The following is a 15,103-nucleotide window of genomic DNA, read 5'->3' as shown; positions in this document are numbered from 1 at the left end:
AGGCCGTCTGAAAACAGCATGAATGATTTTTCAGACGGCCTGCAAACTTTTGTTTGCTTTAAATATGATTCTTCATCCCCGTCAACCGCTTCTTTTATGAAAGCCTGCCATGCCTGAATTACCCGAAGTTGAAACCACGCTGCGCGGCATCCGCTCCCATATCGAAAACCAAACCGTTGCCGATGTTGTGGTGCGCCAAGCCAAACTGCGTTTGCCGGTAACGCCTGATTTGGCCGGTATTCTTCATGCGCAAAAAGTATTAAGCTGCACCCGGCGTGCAAAATATTTGCTGATTCATTTTCCCGCAGGCATATTGCTGATTCACTTGGGTATGTCGGGCAGTTTGCGTATTTTCACGGCGGAACATCCCCTTATCGAACATGCGGGCAAGCATGATCATGTGGATATCAGGTTTGAAAACGGCACGGTTCTTCGCTATCACGATCCGCGCCGTTTCGGTATGGTGGTATGGTTTGCCAGCGCCGCCGAGCACCATCCGTTATTGGCATCGCTCGGGCCCGAGCCGTTGGAAAGCGGATTCGATGCGGCTTATCTGCACGCAAAACTGAGTACGCAAAAACGCGCCGTGAAACTGGCCTTGATGGACAATGCCGTGGTGGTAGGCGTGGGTAATATTTATGCAAACGAAAGCCTTTTCAAATCAGGCATTTCGCCCAAACGCCCAGCCAACCGAGTGTCTGAAGAAGAATGCGTCGAGCTGGTGGATAACATACGGGCGGTGCTGATGCGGGCCATCGAAACCGGCGGCAGCACGCTGCGCGATTTTGTCGACAGTGAAGGCAAGAGCGGTTACTTCCAGCAGGAATACACGGTTTACGGCCGCCACAACCAAGCTTGCGTAAGGTGCGGCGGTTTGATTATGAAAGAAACCATCGGCCAACGCGGTACGTTTTATTGCCCGAATTGCCAAAAGTAATTTCAGACGGCATCACATATAAAATCCCGGCCGTTTATCAACCGATCAACTGATTTTTACAATATTTTTTTCTCTCATCAAACTGCTTCTCACATCAGGCGGGAAACAGCAGCAACTGTTATATAGTCAATCCACTTATCGGGTTTGACTTGAGCATCTTGAGTTTCAGCAAGTTTGGGAGATACTCGGGCCAAGCCCGAGTATGACGTATGTCCTATTTTTAAGTGGATTGACTATACCCGCCCTGCTCCCAGCCGCCGCCCAACGCCTTATACAAACCGATCAGCATCCGAGCGCGTGCCAGTTGCGATTGAATCAGGTTTTCCCGCATCGCTTCTTCGTTCAGGCGTGCGGTGAGGGCGTTATCGAGCGTTTTCTGGCCGTATTTAAACAGTTTTTCGGCATCGCCCGCCTGTTTTGCCGCCTGTTTGTGCGCGGTAACCAGCAAGGTGTTTTGGCGGGTGAGCGCGCTGTGTGCTTGATATGCGCTGTCCACTTCGCCGAGGGCTTTGAGGATGTTTTGGTCGTATTGCAATAAGGCCGTCTGAAGCCGTGCATCGGCGGCGGCGATATTGGCTTTGATGCGTCCGTTGGTGAAAATCGGCACTTTGATGCCTGCTTTGATTAAGCTGCCCCAGCCTTTTAAATCGCTGTCGCTGTCGATACTGATGGTGCCCCTGCCCAAAAATTCGATGGTAAAACGCGGCAGCAAATCGGCTTTGGCGCTGGCGAGCTTGGCGGCGTAGGCGTTCACTTGTGCGGCATGGGCGCGGATGTCGGGACGGCGTTCGAGCAGCCCTTGCGGGGTTTGGCCGCTCGGGGCGGCGGGTTGCGTGATTAAGATGTTGACGCTGCTTTCAGGCAGGGCAAATGTTTGCGGGGTTTGGCCGGTAAGCACGGCGATACTGCGCACATGGGCGGCGTATTCCGATTCGATGGTGCTTTGTTTGGCGCGTAAAGCAGTAAGTCGGGTGGCCACTTCGTCCACTTCATAAGCGGTAACGTGGCCTGCTTTGAAACGGCCTTGCACATATTTCGCCAGCCGCTCCACGGTGGCGATACTGCGGTTGACTGATTTCAAACGCTCTTGGGCGGAGCGGGCTTGCAGATAATGCTCGGCAATTTCGCCACCGATCAGCACTTGCGTGCCGTACACTTCTTCCTGCCTGCCGAGTGCGGCATAAGCGGCGGCATCGGCATCGCTGCGTTTCTGCCCGAAAATATCCGGCTCCCACGACGCGGAAAAACCGCCCGTAAGACTGTTGCCTTTCAAGGTAAAACGCTCGCCCGCCAAATCGGCAGCCTGCGGAATCCTGTCCAACAAGGAGCGCGCTTCGTCGCTCAGCGGGTTGCTGATGCGGGCGTTGAGACGCGATGCTTCCGCGCCCGCGCCGACCGTCGGGCCTTTGTCGGCATCGGCCAAGCGCTCAATGGCGCGCGCTTCGTTCAAACGGCTGCGGGCGATTTGGATATCGTGGTTTTGCTGCAAACCTTGTTCGATTAAGCGGCTGAGTACGGGGTCGTTCCAATGCTGCCACCAACGGCCGATTTCCGCGCTGCCGCGCGCCGCTTCCGCTTGGCTGAAGGCTTGCGGAATATCGATTTTGCTGTCGAGCGGCACAACGGTGCTTTTGCAGGCGGCGAGCATCAAAGCCGCTGACATACTGACGTAAAAATGTTTCAGGCTGATATTCATAAAGGCTTTCTTTAAAAGTTTCGGCAGGCATTCTATATCGAGGCCGTCTGAAAAGCCGGCTGCCTGCGTGTTTCCATCCAATCTTCATTGAAAGAATATTTCAATCAATCGTTTAGTGATATTGATATAAAACAAATATCATCAGCTTACCGCTTCTTCACAGAAACTAAATAACGGCTTTTGCCGTCTTGTTGAGCAGACGGCTGCATTTTGCATGTTGCCGCTTTCGCGCTGTTTTACGTCTAACCTACTCAAGGAAAGGAAGAAAACATGGCCCGCACACTCTGCTCTTCTAAGGTCAACCGTAAAGTGATTCTATGGACTACCCTCATCGGCGGTTTTTTCAGCTCGCTGGTGAAATGGGGTTCCGAAGTGAATATGCCGCCGCGTATGCCGGGAGAAATTTCTCCGCCGGGTGCCAATATCGACGCATGGCTGGGTTGGCTCGGCTTCAACCAGCACTCTCTTGATTATATGTATCAAGGCAACAGCGTGTTGGGGGCGGTAACGCTTTACCACTGGCTGTTTAGTTTTGTGTTTGCTTTTGTGTATGTGTGGGTTTCGGCTTATTGGCCGAAAATCCGCCTGTGGTATGGCGCGTTTTACGGCATCATCATTACCGTTGTCATGCACTGGCTGCTGATTCCCATGTTCGGTTTCCGCAATCCTGCCTATGCCGACGGCGCAACGGGTTGGGCGTGGAACCTCAATGCGGCGGAACACATCAGCGAAATTCTCGGCCATGTGTATTGGTCGGTGTCTATCGAAGTGTGCATGATTGCCGTGCTCGCTTATTACGCACGCCCGATTAAAGGCGATTGGGTTGAACGCTGATTCACCTGTTTCAAATGATCAGGCAGATATTCCAATCTGCCTGATTTTTTGTTTGAGATGATTTTTATCAGTTATGTTCAGACGGCATCTTAGCCCACAGCTTGCGCAAAAAAGATTTTATGGTTGTCGGGGTCTGTAATGCCGCAAGTCAGCACCACTTCCCAATCGTTAATGTCTCCGGCTTCAATACCGACACCGAGCAACGCTTTGCGGCAGGCGGCGATATCGTCCACGCCGATAATCACTTCTGCCTCAGCAATCGTACCGGAGTCTGTTAGTTGCAGCCACGCATTATCGGCAATACGCCATTCCGCCATATTTTCCATCGGCACCACATCCGGCTCGCCCAACCATGTTCGATACCACGCCAATGAGGTTTGAAAGTCAGATGCGTTGATTACGGAAACCAAACTGCTGGTTTTGAAAAGTTTCATGCTTTGTTCCTGTGTTATAGAAAATTGCGATTGTTTTTCAGACAGGCATTGCGCCTTCCCGTTCCAACAATGTGTTTTACTCCGTCAAACTGCCATATTAAGCCTCACAATTTGATATTTTGAACTTAGAGCGTTTAGTTATATAAGAATGCCGTACTTTGAATGTAAGTTGGAAGGTTCCCGGCTTTGATGCAGTTGATTATTTTCAGACGGCCTGCTTCATTGTATGGTTTTTGGAGGTTATAAAAAGACGATGCCCCTGTTTAAGCGTACTTAAACAGGGGCTCAATTCATTTCTGAATCTTTACGTCGCGGCACGTCTTTTCAGACGGCCTTATTGTAGCAACGGCTCTCATCTCGTAGTGCAACAATGAAGCTGATTCTAAGTGATGATAAAAACACTTGTCAAATATTTATTTCTTTACTATAAATAAGCGTATGTATTTTTTTATAAATCAAGATGAAACGGGAGGGGGAAGCAATGAAACAACAGCCGCAACGCTATATTTTGGGTTTGGATTTAGGTATTGCTTCAGTAGGCTGGGCCTTAATTTTAGTAGATGAAGAGGGAAATCCCATCGGCCTGCTGGATTGTGGGGTGCGCACGTTTGAACGGGCGGAAGTGCCGAAAACAGGCGATTCTTTAGCCTTGGCCCGCAGGCAAGCACGCAGTGTGCGCCGCCTAATTCGCCGTCGCGCCCACCGTTTGTTGCGTTTACGCCGCCTGCTAAAACGCGAAGGTGTTTTGAGTGCTGCCGACTTCAATTCAGACGGCCTGCCCAATCTGCCAATCGATACTTGGCAATTGCGTGTAGCGGGTTTAGAGAGAAAACTCACAAATCAAGAATGGGCGGCGGTATTACTGCATTTGGTCAAACACCGCGGTTATCTGTCGCAACGAAAAAGCGAAACCCAAACGGAAAATAAGGAATTAGGATGTCTTCTTGCCAGTGTGGCTAAAAACAGCAAATTATTATCAGAGAATGCCAATCAATACCGCACACCTGCCGAATTGGCGGTCAGATTATTTGCAGAACAATCGGGGCATTTACGCAATAAAGGCGGCGACTACACCCACACTTTCAACCGCTTAGATTTACAGAAAGAGCTGCATTTACTGTTTGAGCAACAACGTACATTCGGAAATCCGTTTGCTTCGGCAGAGTTGCAAAGCAAGGTTGATGGATTGCTAATGATGCAGCGCAGTGCCTTGCAGGGTGAAGCCGTGTTGAAAATGCTAGGGAAATGCACGTTTGAGCCTTCCGAATACAAGGCGGCGAAGCATACTTATTCTGCCGAAAGATTCATCTGGCTGACCAAACTCAATAATCTGCGTATCTTAGAAAACGGCACAGAACGCGCTTTAAACGAAGCCGAACGTAAATTATTGTTGGACGAGCCGTATAAAAAAGCCAAGCTGACTTATTCGCAAGCGCGCAAATTGCTGGATATGTCTCACGATGCCACATTCAAAGGATTGCGTTACGGCAAAGATTCAGAAGGCCTCAACGCGGAAAACGGCGCGTTAATGGAAATGAAAGCCTACCACAAAATCCGCACGGTATTGGACAAAGCCGGTTTAAAAGGTGAATGGGAAAACCGTATCCGCAATCCCGAAATACTGGATAAAATCGGCACGGCATTTTCACTCTACAAAACCGACGAAGATATTCAAGCGGCCTTAGCCGATTTAAGGCTACCTGAAAACGTGTTGAACGCACTATTGGCAGGTTTGAATTTTGATAAGTTTATCCAACTTTCGCTGAAAGCCTTAAGCAATATTATGCCTTTGATGGAGCGCGGCATACGCTATGACGAAGCCTGCAAAGAAGTTTACGGCGATCACCGCGCCTTGGCAGAATCGAAAAACCAAATGCTGTTGCCGCCTATTCCTGCCAATGAAATCCGCAACCCTGTGGTACTGCGCACACTCACGCAAACACGCAAAGTGATTAACGCGATTATCCGCCGCTACGGTTCGCCACAGCGGGTGCATATCGAAACCGCACGCGAGTTGGGCAAATCGTTTAAAGACCGCAAAGAAATCGAAAAACGTCAGGAAGAAAACCGTAAAGAACGCGAACGTGCGGCGGAACATTTTAAAGAATTGTTTCCACATTTTGCCGGGGAACCCAAAGGCGGCGATATTCTGAAACTGCGCCTGTATGAACAGCAACAAGGTAAATGCCTGTATTCCAGCATACCGATAGACTTAGGCCGTCTGAACGAAAAAGGCTATGTGGAAATCGACCACGCCCTGCCTTTTTCTCGCACTTGGGATGACAGCTTTAACAACAAAGTGCTGGTACTGGGCAGCGAAAATCAAAAAAAACGTAACCAAACACCTTACGAATATCTTGACGGAGCGAGCAACAGCCAACGCTGGCGCGAATTTCAGGCGCGGCTACAAGGCTGTCGTTTTTCTTATGCGAAAAAACAGCGTATTCAGACGGCCAAGTTGGACAGCAAAACCGAACAGGGCTTTTTGGAACGCAACCTGAACGACACCCGTTATATTGCCCGCTTTTTATGCGGCTTTATTGAAGAAAACCTACATCTGCAAGGAGAGGGAAAACGGCGTGTGTTTGCATCGAACGGCCAAATCACCGCCCTGCTGCGCGGTTTATGGGGCTTGAAAAAAGTACGGGAAGAAAACGACCGCCATCATGCGCTCGATGCCATCGTAGTCGCCTGCTCAACCGTTTCCATGCAGCAGAAAATCACCAAAGCTATGCAGCGGCGTGAAACTTTGGAAACTGTGGACACCGAAACCGGCGAAGTCAAAACCCGTATTCCGCAGCCGTGGGATTTCTTTCGTCAAGAAGTGATGATGCGGGTGTTCAGCGATACGCCGCATGAAGAGCTGGCAGAGAAATTAAGTGGCCGACCTGAAGCATTGCATGATTTCGTATCCCCTTTATTTGTCTCACGCGCCCCCAACCGCAAGATGACGGGACAAGGGCATTTGGAAACCGTCAAATCCGCCAAACGCCTGTCTGAAAACATCAGCGTGGTGAGAAAGCCGTTGACAGCGTTAAAATTGAAGGACATTGAAAACATCGTCGGCTATCCCGACCGCGAGCCTGCTTTATACCAAGCTTTGCGGGAACGGTTACAGGCGTATAAAGACGATCCGGTTAAAGCGTTTGCCGAGCCGTTTTACAAGCCTGCAAAAAATGGCGGGCAAGGGTCATTGGTCAAAGCCGTGCGGGTGAAAGATGTACAGAAAACCGGCGTAATGGTAAGAAAAGATCGTGGCGGTATAGCACGCGGCATTGCCGACAATGCCACCATGGTGCGTGTAGATGTATTCGGTAAAAAAGGTAAAAATTATCTAGTACCGGTTTATGCTTGGCAGGTAGCAAAAGGTATTTTACCGAATCGGGCCGTAGTAGCTTATGCTGACGAAGCAGATTGGGATGAAATGGATGACAGCTATGAGTTTAAATTTACGCTGTACCCAAACGATTTAGTGGAGATCATTTCCAAGAAAGGACGGATTTTCGGTTATTACTCTGGTTTAAACCGTGCAACAGGTGCCATTGATATTAAAGAGCACGATTTATCTAAAGAGAAAGCCAAAAATGGTATACATCAAAGTGTCGGTGTAAAAACCGTCTTATCTTTTCAAAAATACCAAGTCGATCCTTTGGGTAAAGAAATCTGCCTTTGCAAGGTAGAAAAACATCCTGAACTAAACAGTAAAAAGAAAAAATAATGTTCAACGGCTGCGCATCAAATGCGCAGCCGTTTTGTTGTGTAACCTATTTAACAGACTACTTACGGAGAAAAGAAAATGACTTGGCGCAGCATTCTAATCAGCCGCCCCGCACGTCTGTCGCTGCAACAAAACCACTTGCTGATTCAACAAGACGAAGCCATACCTATACCGCTGGAAGACGTCGCCGTGATTGTGGTCGAAGCACGGGAAGTAGTGCTGACCGCCCCGTTACTATCTGCACTGGCACAATACGGCATCACCCTGCTTACCTGCGATGAGCAGTTTTTACCCTGTGGTCAATGGCTGCCGTTTGCACAATACCACCGCAGCCTGAAAGTGCTCAAACAACAAATCAACATGACGGAACCACAAAAAAAGCAGTTGTGGCAACAAATTGTGAAACAAAAAATCCGCAATCAGGCTTGGCTTTTGGATTACAGTGGTCATGATATCGCCACAGGCCGTCTGAACGCTTTAGCCGACAGCGTAAAATCGGGAGATAAAAACTTTGCCGAAAGCCAAGCCGCCGCTTTGTATTTCCGTGTACTGTTCGGAGAACAGTTTACCCGCAGTCATGAAAACAGCGTGAATGCCCATTTGAATTACGGTTACAGCATTTTGCGCTCAGCCATTGCCCGCGCCCTTGTGCAATACGGCTTTCTTCCTGCTCTCGGACTGCACCACCGCAGCGAACTCAATCCTTTCAACTTGGCCGACGACTTTATCGAACCATACCGCCCCATTGCCGATTTATGGGTTTACGACAAAATGCTTTCAAACAGTCTGCCAGATGAGCTGACACCCGCAAGCAAACAACAATTAATCTCTTTGTTATGCTGCCAAACAGCTTTGGACGGATACAAATATAGTGTATTGGCTGCCATAGACCGCACCATCCAATCTTTTCAGACGGCCGTCAGCCAAAACAAGCCCAAACTGTTAAAGCTACCGCAAATGCTGCGCTTAAAGGTACATGATTATGAGTGAGGCCAAATTTATGCGCTTAATTGTTTTCTTTGATTTGCCTGTAACCACTGCCGCCAAAAGAAAAGCAGCTAACCAATTTCGTAAATTTTTGCAGAAAGACGGCTATCACATGCTGCAATTATCAGTTTATTCACGCATTGTAAAAGGAAGGGACGCGTTGCAGAAACACCACAAAAGGTTGATGCTGCATTTACCGGAAGAAGGCCAAGTACGCTATTTGGAGGTAACAGAAAAGCAATACGCAAGTATGGTCATGCTTATTGGCGAACCCAAACCCCGCGAAAAAAAGGTCAATGCTGATCAACTTTTGCTTTTTTGAAGCCGTTTTTTTAATCAAAATAAAACAGGTAAGCCTTATTTTATAAGGCTTACCTGTTTAAGTATTGTAACACTACGAGATGAGAGAGGAAGCTACAACTTGTTCTCGATATTTACCGTTACTTCTGCCATTGTAACACTACGAGATGAGAGAGGAAGCTACAACGGTAATGAATGATTTATTTAGTCACTGGTTATTGTAACACTACGAGATGAGAGAGGAAGCTACAACGCTTTGGAAACTGATCCGCGAAAACGTCGGATTGTAACACTACGAGATGAGAGAGGAAGCTACAACAGCGGCTTGTGCGGCTGCACCGGCGGCTTTATTGTAACACTACGAGATGAGAGAGGAAGCTACAACTTCAACAAGGTTGGCAAGGGGCGGTGTTCGATTGTAACACTACGAGATGAGAGAGGAAGCTACAACGCTTGGTAACGTGGCTGGATATTTGCGACGATTGTAACACTACGAGATGAGAGAGGAAGCTACAACAAAAGCAGATAAATACTGCAAAAGAACAAGATTGTAACACTACGAGATGAGAGAGGAAGCTACAACTTGTTATTTTGTATCTAATGCGTCTGTTTGATTGTAACACTACGAGATGAGAGAGGAAGCTACAACTTGAATGATGATTGGCAGATAGATGAATTCATTGTAACACTACGAGATGAGAGAGGAAGCTACAACTGACGACTGGTTTGATATTTGGCCTGAACTATTGTAACACTACGAGATGAGAGAGGAAGCTACAACGGTCGTCGGTGTCTGTGTTTTGCTTCGATGATTGTAACACTACGAGATGAGAGAGGAAGCTACAACTCCCGTTTTGCTCAAAAAACTGCTTGCGCCATTGTAACACTACGAGATGAGAGAGGAAGCTACAACTTGTTATTTTGTATCTAATGCGTCTGTTTGATTGTAACACTACGAGATGAGAGAGGAAGCTACAACTTGATGTATTTAATAGACATAATAATCTCTATTGTAACACTACGAGATGAGAGAGGAAGCTACAACAACTAACGGTGATTAAAGGACGAGTTCCCAATTGTAACACTACGAGATGAGAGAGGAAGCTACAACAGTGGGCGGAAAAACAGGAGCGCGGCAATAATTGTAACACTACGAGATGAGAGAGGAAGCTACAACGCTATGTCGAAGCTGGTGCACAGTTTCAGTATTGTAACACTACGAGATGAGAGAGGAAGCTACAACGTTGCTTGGTCTGTATAGCATGTACAGCTTATTGTAACACTACGAGATGAGAGAGGAAGCTACAACGCCTGTTGACCCCGAACCGCCCCCATTTCCATTGTAACACTACGAGATGAGAGAGGAAGCTACAACATGTCTTCGTCATCATTTACATTGTCGGCAATTGTAACACTACGAGATGAGAGAGGAAGCTACAACTGCGGCGGTTAGCTCAGGATGTACGTTGTGATTGTAACACTACGAGATGAGAGAGGAAGCTACAACTTACAATCTAGTATGGGCTTTGGGGATTACATTGTAACACTACGAGATGAGAGAGGAAGCTACAACGCTATTGCACTTCTGCTCATGGTTTGCCGGATTGTAACACTACGAGATGAGAGAGGAAGCTACAACTATCACACCGCTCGCAATCATATCTCCATCATTGTAACACTACGAGATGAGAGAGGAAGCTACAACCAGGTTACGGTATTCTTCTAATAGCTCTTTATTGTAACACTACGAGATGAGAGAGGAAGCTACAACCCGACACCTTGGGCGGGCAGCTGGATGCGAATTGTAACACTACGAGATGAGAGAGGAAGCTACAACACCGTTAATAGTCTCAGCTTTAATAGTATGATTGTAACACTACGAGATGAGAGAGGAAGCTACAACCTCTTCACCCACTATTGAATAACTGACATTATTGTAGCACTACGAGATGAGAGAGGAAGCTACAACTAGTTCGCAACTACTTGAAAAAGAAGGAAAATTGTAGCACTACGAGATGAGAGAGGAAGCTACAACTGGAGACGATACCTATAACGTCTAGATTGTATTGTAGCACTACGAGATGAGAGAGGAAGCTACAACAAGGCAAGCAGTTGGGCGATTCTGAAAGCCATTGTAGCACTACGAGATGAGAGAGGAAGCTACAACAAATTCAGGGCGCATCAGGAACAGTCGATAATTGTAGCACTACGAGATGAGAGAGGAAGCTACAACGGAAAAGGTGTAGTTATAATGGCTACACATATTGTAGCACTACGAGATGAGAGAGGAAGCTACAACTTTAAAAACTGGTCGGCATAAGCGCGCCAGATTGTAGCACTACGAGATGAGAGAGGAAGCTACAACTAGAGGATTATATTTTGCTACTGCTCCACAATTGTAGCACTACGAGATGAGAGAGGAAGCTACAACGTTTGGTCGAAAGGATTAATTATGGCTTTTATTGTAGCACTACGAGATGAGAGAGGAAGCTACAACAAGGTAAACAGCTTGGCGATAAAGAAAGTAATTGTAGCACTACGAGATGAGAGAGGAAGCTACAACCCGACGCGGATAAACTCGCCCTCTTGACACATTGTAGCACTACGAGATGAGAGAGGAAGCTACAACCTGATAGTGCGACACCACCTCATGCTCTAGATTGTAGCACTACGAGATGAGAGAGGAAGCTACAACACGAATCAAAGCTATTACTTCAGCCAATTCATTGTAGCACTACGAGATGAGAGAGGAAGCTACAACCCCCTGCTGCACCTGCTTCAGCCCCATAAAAAAACGCAGCGTTCGCAGCAAAGGCACGAACATTTGATGCTAAAGGCCGTCTGAAAAAGCAGGTAACTGATTTTTCAGACGGCCTGAAACCTTTGTACAATCTCAAGAAAAAATCTGAGACGCTTGCAGACCCAAGTTTTGCAAGGGTTCTATTATCAATCCACTCAATTTTAATAACACAATCGTAGTGGCAGAGTACATGTCCGCCGGCAACGGTTTGACGGGAAGGACAGTATCTACGATTTTGTTACTAAACTTAAGTTGATTGACTGTATATCGTGAATCAACTTTAGGCTTGACCTGATTATATAAACCGTATGATTATTAACTGGTTAGCCATATTTTGACCCCTTGACCGATGTTCGCGAAAGTATCAGGCCGTCTGAATACCCAAAGGCAAAACCGATGAGGATTCTGAAAAACATTTTTTATCTGGCTTGGAAAGAATTGCGCAGCCTCTTTTCAGACCCGGTGTTGATGATATTGATTGTGTTTATGTTTACGGTAACGGTTTATTCGGCTGCCGAAGTAAACCAAGACGTGCATAACGCACCGGTGGCAGTGATTGATCACGATCGTTCCGCGCTGTCTTTCCGGCTGCGCGACGCGGTGCGCCCGCCGCATTTCCGGCCACCCGAAGAAGTGTCGCCCCAACAGGCAGACGAGGCAATGGATAAGGGAGAATACATTTTTGCATTTGAAATTCCGCCCGGGTTCGAACGCGATGTGCTGATGGGCAGAAGCCCGCAGATTCAACTCTTGGTTGACGCAACGGCAATGTCGCAGGCGGGTTTGGGTGCAAACTATCTGATGCAGATATTTACGCGAGAAACCGCCGTCTTTCTCAACCGGCCTGCCGCCGAAACACTGTTGCCGGTCAAACCCGTGATCAGAATGCATTTCAATGCCAATGCCGAAGGCCTGTATTACGGCCCGCCGATGGAAATGGGCAATATGGTGCTGGTGTTGGCCTTGATATTGGTAGGCGCGGCGGTTATCAGAGAGCGCGAACACGGTACAATCGAACACCTTTTGGTAATGCCGGTAGGCGCGGCGGAAATCATGTTGGCAAAAGTAACCGCCAACAGTTTGGTGATTTTGATTGCCTCGATGCTGTCGATGTGGTTTGTAGTGAAACAAAGCCTCGGTATTCCGATTAACGGTTCGCTGGCTTTATACGCTTTGGGCATCTGCATCTATCTTTTTTCGCTTTCCGCTTTGGCCATCATGCTGGCAACCATCGCCCCGAGCATGGCGCAATTCGGATTGCTGATGATTCCGCTGTATATGGTGCTGCTGCTGTTTTCCGGCATGGCCTCTCCGCGCAACAATATGCCCGAAGCGGCACAATGGATCAGCGAATATTGGCCGAGCACCCAATTTGTGCAGTTTTCCCAAAACGTGCTGTTCCGCGATGCGGGTTTAAGTATCGTATGGCCGCAGCTTACGGCGATGACGCTCACCGGAGTGCTGTTTTTGGCCTTTGCTTTGGTACGCTTCAGAAAGATGCTTGAGCAGCAGGGATAAGTTTTCAGACGGCCGTCAGAAAATCTTAGCTACTCCGTTTGACCCTGTTGGGACACATTTTTAGCGTAAGTATTGTGCAAACTGCAAACCATTCCTTACGCAGAAACCCGCAGCTACAAACAATAGGTGGGGCGCATCGGCAAACTGCAGGCTGTGCGTGCCGTAGCTGCCGCCAACGGGCAGATTAAAATTTCCATCCTGATAACGTGCCACCGCGTGATCGGCAGCAACGGCGACTTAACCGACTACGGTGGCGACCTTGTATGGAAGAAAGCATTGAAAGTTTTTGGAATCAGGCGAAACGTGTCTTGCGCAAATACAACGAAATCGACCGGAAATCTTTTCCTCTGCTTTTGAAAGAAAAAGCAGCAGTTAAAAATTCTGCGGCTTTGGTGTGATATTCAGAGGGCTAATCTAGTTCAGCCCCAAGAAATATCCAGTTCAGCCGACGGGCCGCATATCTTAAGGCCGTTACTTCAACCACTCCAGCCAACCCAAGGTATTGGCAAAGACCAGCAGAATCGCTACGGGCGCGGCATAACGCAAAGTTTGATACCAAACCGCTGCGATTTTTGCATGAAGCGTGCTGCCTTGCCGCATGTGTGCCAACACCTTGCTTTTAGGCAGTATCCAAGCCACAAATAAAGCCGTCATCAAAGCGCCTACCGGCATAATCCAAGAAGTAATCAGATAATCCCATAAATCAAATACGGTTTTGCCGAATAAGGTAAATTCAGACATCGCACCGAAAGAAAGCGCCGAAGGAATGCCCACCAGCAAAATCGCCAAACCGGTCAGCCAAGTAACGCGGCGGCGGCGTTGTTCATTGTTGTGGATAGCGGCGGCAATCACCGTTTCCAGCATCGCAAATGCCGACGTGAGTGTGGCAAACGTTACCAGCAACATAAACACGGCAAAAAGCACCGTTCCGAAAGGGATTTTCTGAAACACCGCAGGCAACACCGCAAAAATCAAGCCCGGCCCTTCTCCCGGCTCGAACCCCAATGCAAAAACGGCAGGAAAAATCACCAAACCCGCCAACAACGACACCAACATATTCAACCACATAATGCTGTTGGCCGAACGGAACAAATCCTGTTTGTCATCCAGATAGGCCGCATAAGTGATCATGGCGGAAACCCCCAAACTCAACGAGAAAAACGCCTGCCCCAATGCAGTAAGCACCGTGTCGGCCGTTACTGCCGAGAAATCGGGTTTCAGTAAAAAAGACACGCCTTCCATCGCTCCCGGCAGCAACAGCGAACGGACGGCCAACAACAGAAAGACAATAAACAAAGCAGGCATCAGATAGCGGCTGGCCTTTTCGATGCCTTGAGAAATACCGTTTTGAACCACCAAAATCGTGAGCAGCATAAACAGGCTCTGATAGCCGACGGCGGCAGCCGGATTGCTGATGGTTTCGCCGAAGAGCTGTTTAAAATCGGTGTCCGGAGCAATCGCACCCGTGAATGCGTGTACAACATAAGCCAACACCCATCCGCCCACTACGCTGTAAAACGATAATAAGATAAAACACGCCGCCACACCCATACGGCCTACCCACGGCCATGAGGACTTCGGAGCCAATGCCTTAAAAGCATCGACGGCATTGCGCTGGGTTTGCCTGCCGATATAAAACTCGGCCAGTAACACGGGCAACCCGATCAACACCGTAAAAAACAAAAACAGCAGAAAAAATACCGCACCGCCGTTGGTACCCGCCGTATAGGGGAATTTCCAAATCGCCCCCAAACCGATGGCGGAACCTGCCGCAGATAAAATAAAACCTATTTTGGATGTCCAATGGGATGGGGCCGACATAAGTGGTTCTCACGCGTAAAGATGATAAGGATAAAATGCCTGAATACAGACGTTCGGA

The 15,103-nt window shown here is 48.1% G+C and carries 9 protein-coding genes, 2 pseudogenes and 1 CRISPR repeat array; of the genes and pseudogenes, 8 read left to right on the top strand and 3 right to left on the bottom strand.

Annotated features, from left to right (window positions below; all coding sequences use genetic code 11):
• The first annotated feature begins 109 nt into the window (after positions 1–109).
• Positions 110–937 carry a bifunctional DNA-formamidopyrimidine glycosylase/DNA-(apurinic or apyrimidinic site) lyase gene (mutM, locus tag AKG43_RS02565; RefSeq protein WP_054599019.1) on the top strand — a complete coding sequence of 276 codons (828 nt, stop codon included), beginning with the start codon at positions 110–112 and terminating at the stop codon, positions 935–937.
• A 220-nt stretch (positions 938–1,157) separates the two neighbouring features.
• On the opposite strand, the gene AKG43_RS02560 is transcribed toward mutM, so the two are convergent.
• Positions 1,158–2,633 carry an efflux transporter outer membrane subunit gene (locus AKG43_RS02560; protein ID WP_054599018.1) on the bottom strand — a complete coding sequence of 492 codons (1,476 nt, stop codon included), beginning with the start codon at positions 2,631–2,633 and terminating at the stop codon, positions 1,158–1,160.
• Between the two features lie 270 nt (positions 2,634–2,903).
• Between AKG43_RS02560 and AKG43_RS02555 the strand changes: the two genes are divergently transcribed.
• Positions 2,904–3,467, top strand: coding sequence for a DUF1440 domain-containing protein (locus tag AKG43_RS02555; protein WP_054599017.1), 564 nt, complete (start codon positions 2,904–2,906; stop codon positions 3,465–3,467).
• An 89-nt stretch (positions 3,468–3,556) separates the two neighbouring features.
• On the opposite strand, the gene AKG43_RS02550 is transcribed toward AKG43_RS02555, so the two are convergent.
• Entirely contained in the window at positions 3,557–3,901 is a 345-nt protein-coding gene (locus AKG43_RS02550) for a VOC family protein (RefSeq protein ID WP_054599016.1), read from the bottom strand.
• Positions 3,902–4,382: 481 nt separating this feature from the next.
• Between AKG43_RS02550 and cas9 the strand changes: the two genes are divergently transcribed.
• From cas9 to AKG43_RS13510, 6 genes and pseudogenes are all read left to right on the top strand, one after another.
• Positions 4,383–7,619 carry a type II CRISPR RNA-guided endonuclease Cas9 gene (gene cas9, locus AKG43_RS02545; RefSeq protein ID WP_054599015.1) on the top strand — a complete coding sequence of 1,079 codons (3,237 nt, stop codon included), beginning with the start codon at positions 4,383–4,385 and terminating at the stop codon, positions 7,617–7,619.
• Positions 7,620–7,697: 78 nt separating this feature from the next.
• On the top strand, positions 7,698–8,609 hold the full coding sequence (cas1, locus tag AKG43_RS02540) for a type II CRISPR-associated endonuclease Cas1 (RefSeq protein WP_054599014.1): 912 nt from the start codon (positions 7,698–7,700) through the stop codon (positions 8,607–8,609).
• The gene (gene cas2, locus AKG43_RS02535; protein ID WP_054599013.1) at positions 8,602–8,928 is read left to right on the top strand and encodes a CRISPR-associated endonuclease Cas2; all 327 of its coding nucleotides are present in this window, start codon (positions 8,602–8,604) and stop codon (positions 8,926–8,928) included. The genes cas1 and cas2 overlap by 8 nt, the downstream gene beginning before the upstream one ends.
• A 63-nt stretch (positions 8,929–8,991) precedes the next feature.
• Positions 8,992–11,667: direct repeats of the CRISPR family, unit length 29 nt; unit sequence CACTACGAGATGAGAGAGGAAGCTACAAC.
• Positions 11,668–12,102: 435 nt separating this feature from the next.
• Entirely contained in the window at positions 12,103–13,224 is a 1,122-nt protein-coding gene (locus AKG43_RS02530) for an ABC transporter permease (protein WP_054599012.1), read from the top strand.
• A 126-nt stretch (positions 13,225–13,350) separates the two neighbouring features.
• Positions 13,351–13,443 (top strand): annotated as a pseudogene (locus AKG43_RS13630) (MGMT family protein); the annotation flags it as partial.
• A gap of 56 nt (positions 13,444–13,499) precedes the next feature.
• Positions 13,500–13,626, top strand: a pseudogene (locus AKG43_RS13510) (IS1595 family transposase); the annotation flags it as partial.
• 69 nt (positions 13,627–13,695) lie between these two features.
• On the opposite strand, the gene AKG43_RS02525 reads toward AKG43_RS13510, so the two are convergent.
• Complete coding sequence (locus AKG43_RS02525; RefSeq protein ID WP_054599011.1) at positions 13,696–15,045, bottom strand: sodium-dependent transporter; 1,350 nt, start codon at positions 15,043–15,045, stop codon at positions 13,696–13,698.
• Positions 15,046–15,103: the final 58 nt, after the last annotated feature.

It is taken from the genome of Neisseria sp. 74A18 (assembly GCF_001308005.1).
Taxonomy (GTDB): domain Bacteria; phylum Pseudomonadota; class Gammaproteobacteria; order Burkholderiales; family Neisseriaceae; genus Neisseria; species Neisseria dumasiana.
This window is presented reverse-complemented; position numbering and strand designations above follow the sequence as displayed.

Bases quoted from the DNA above. Each gene is read 5' to 3' on its own strand.
- mutM (WP_054599019.1), top strand. From the start codon at position 110: ATGCCTGAATTACCCGAAGTTGAAACCACGCTGCGCGGCATCCGCTCC.
- AKG43_RS02560 (WP_054599018.1), bottom strand. From the start codon at position 2,633: ATGAATATCAGCCTGAAACATTTTTACGTCAGTATGTCAGCGGCTTTG.
- AKG43_RS02555 (WP_054599017.1), top strand. From the start codon at position 2,904: ATGGCCCGCACACTCTGCTCTTCTAAGGTCAACCGTAAAGTGATTCTA.
- AKG43_RS02550 (WP_054599016.1), bottom strand. From the start codon at position 3,901: ATGAAACTTTTCAAAACCAGCAGTTTGGTTTCCGTAATCAACGCATCT.
- cas9 (WP_054599015.1), top strand. From the start codon at position 4,383: ATGAAACAACAGCCGCAACGCTATATTTTGGGTTTGGATTTAGGTATT.
- cas1 (WP_054599014.1), top strand. From the start codon at position 7,698: ATGACTTGGCGCAGCATTCTAATCAGCCGCCCCGCACGTCTGTCGCTG.
- cas2 (WP_054599013.1), top strand. From the start codon at position 8,602: ATGAGTGAGGCCAAATTTATGCGCTTAATTGTTTTCTTTGATTTGCCT.
- AKG43_RS02530 (WP_054599012.1), top strand. From the start codon at position 12,103: ATGAGGATTCTGAAAAACATTTTTTATCTGGCTTGGAAAGAATTGCGC.
- AKG43_RS02525 (WP_054599011.1), bottom strand. From the start codon at position 15,045: ATGTCGGCCCCATCCCATTGGACATCCAAAATAGGTTTTATTTTATCT.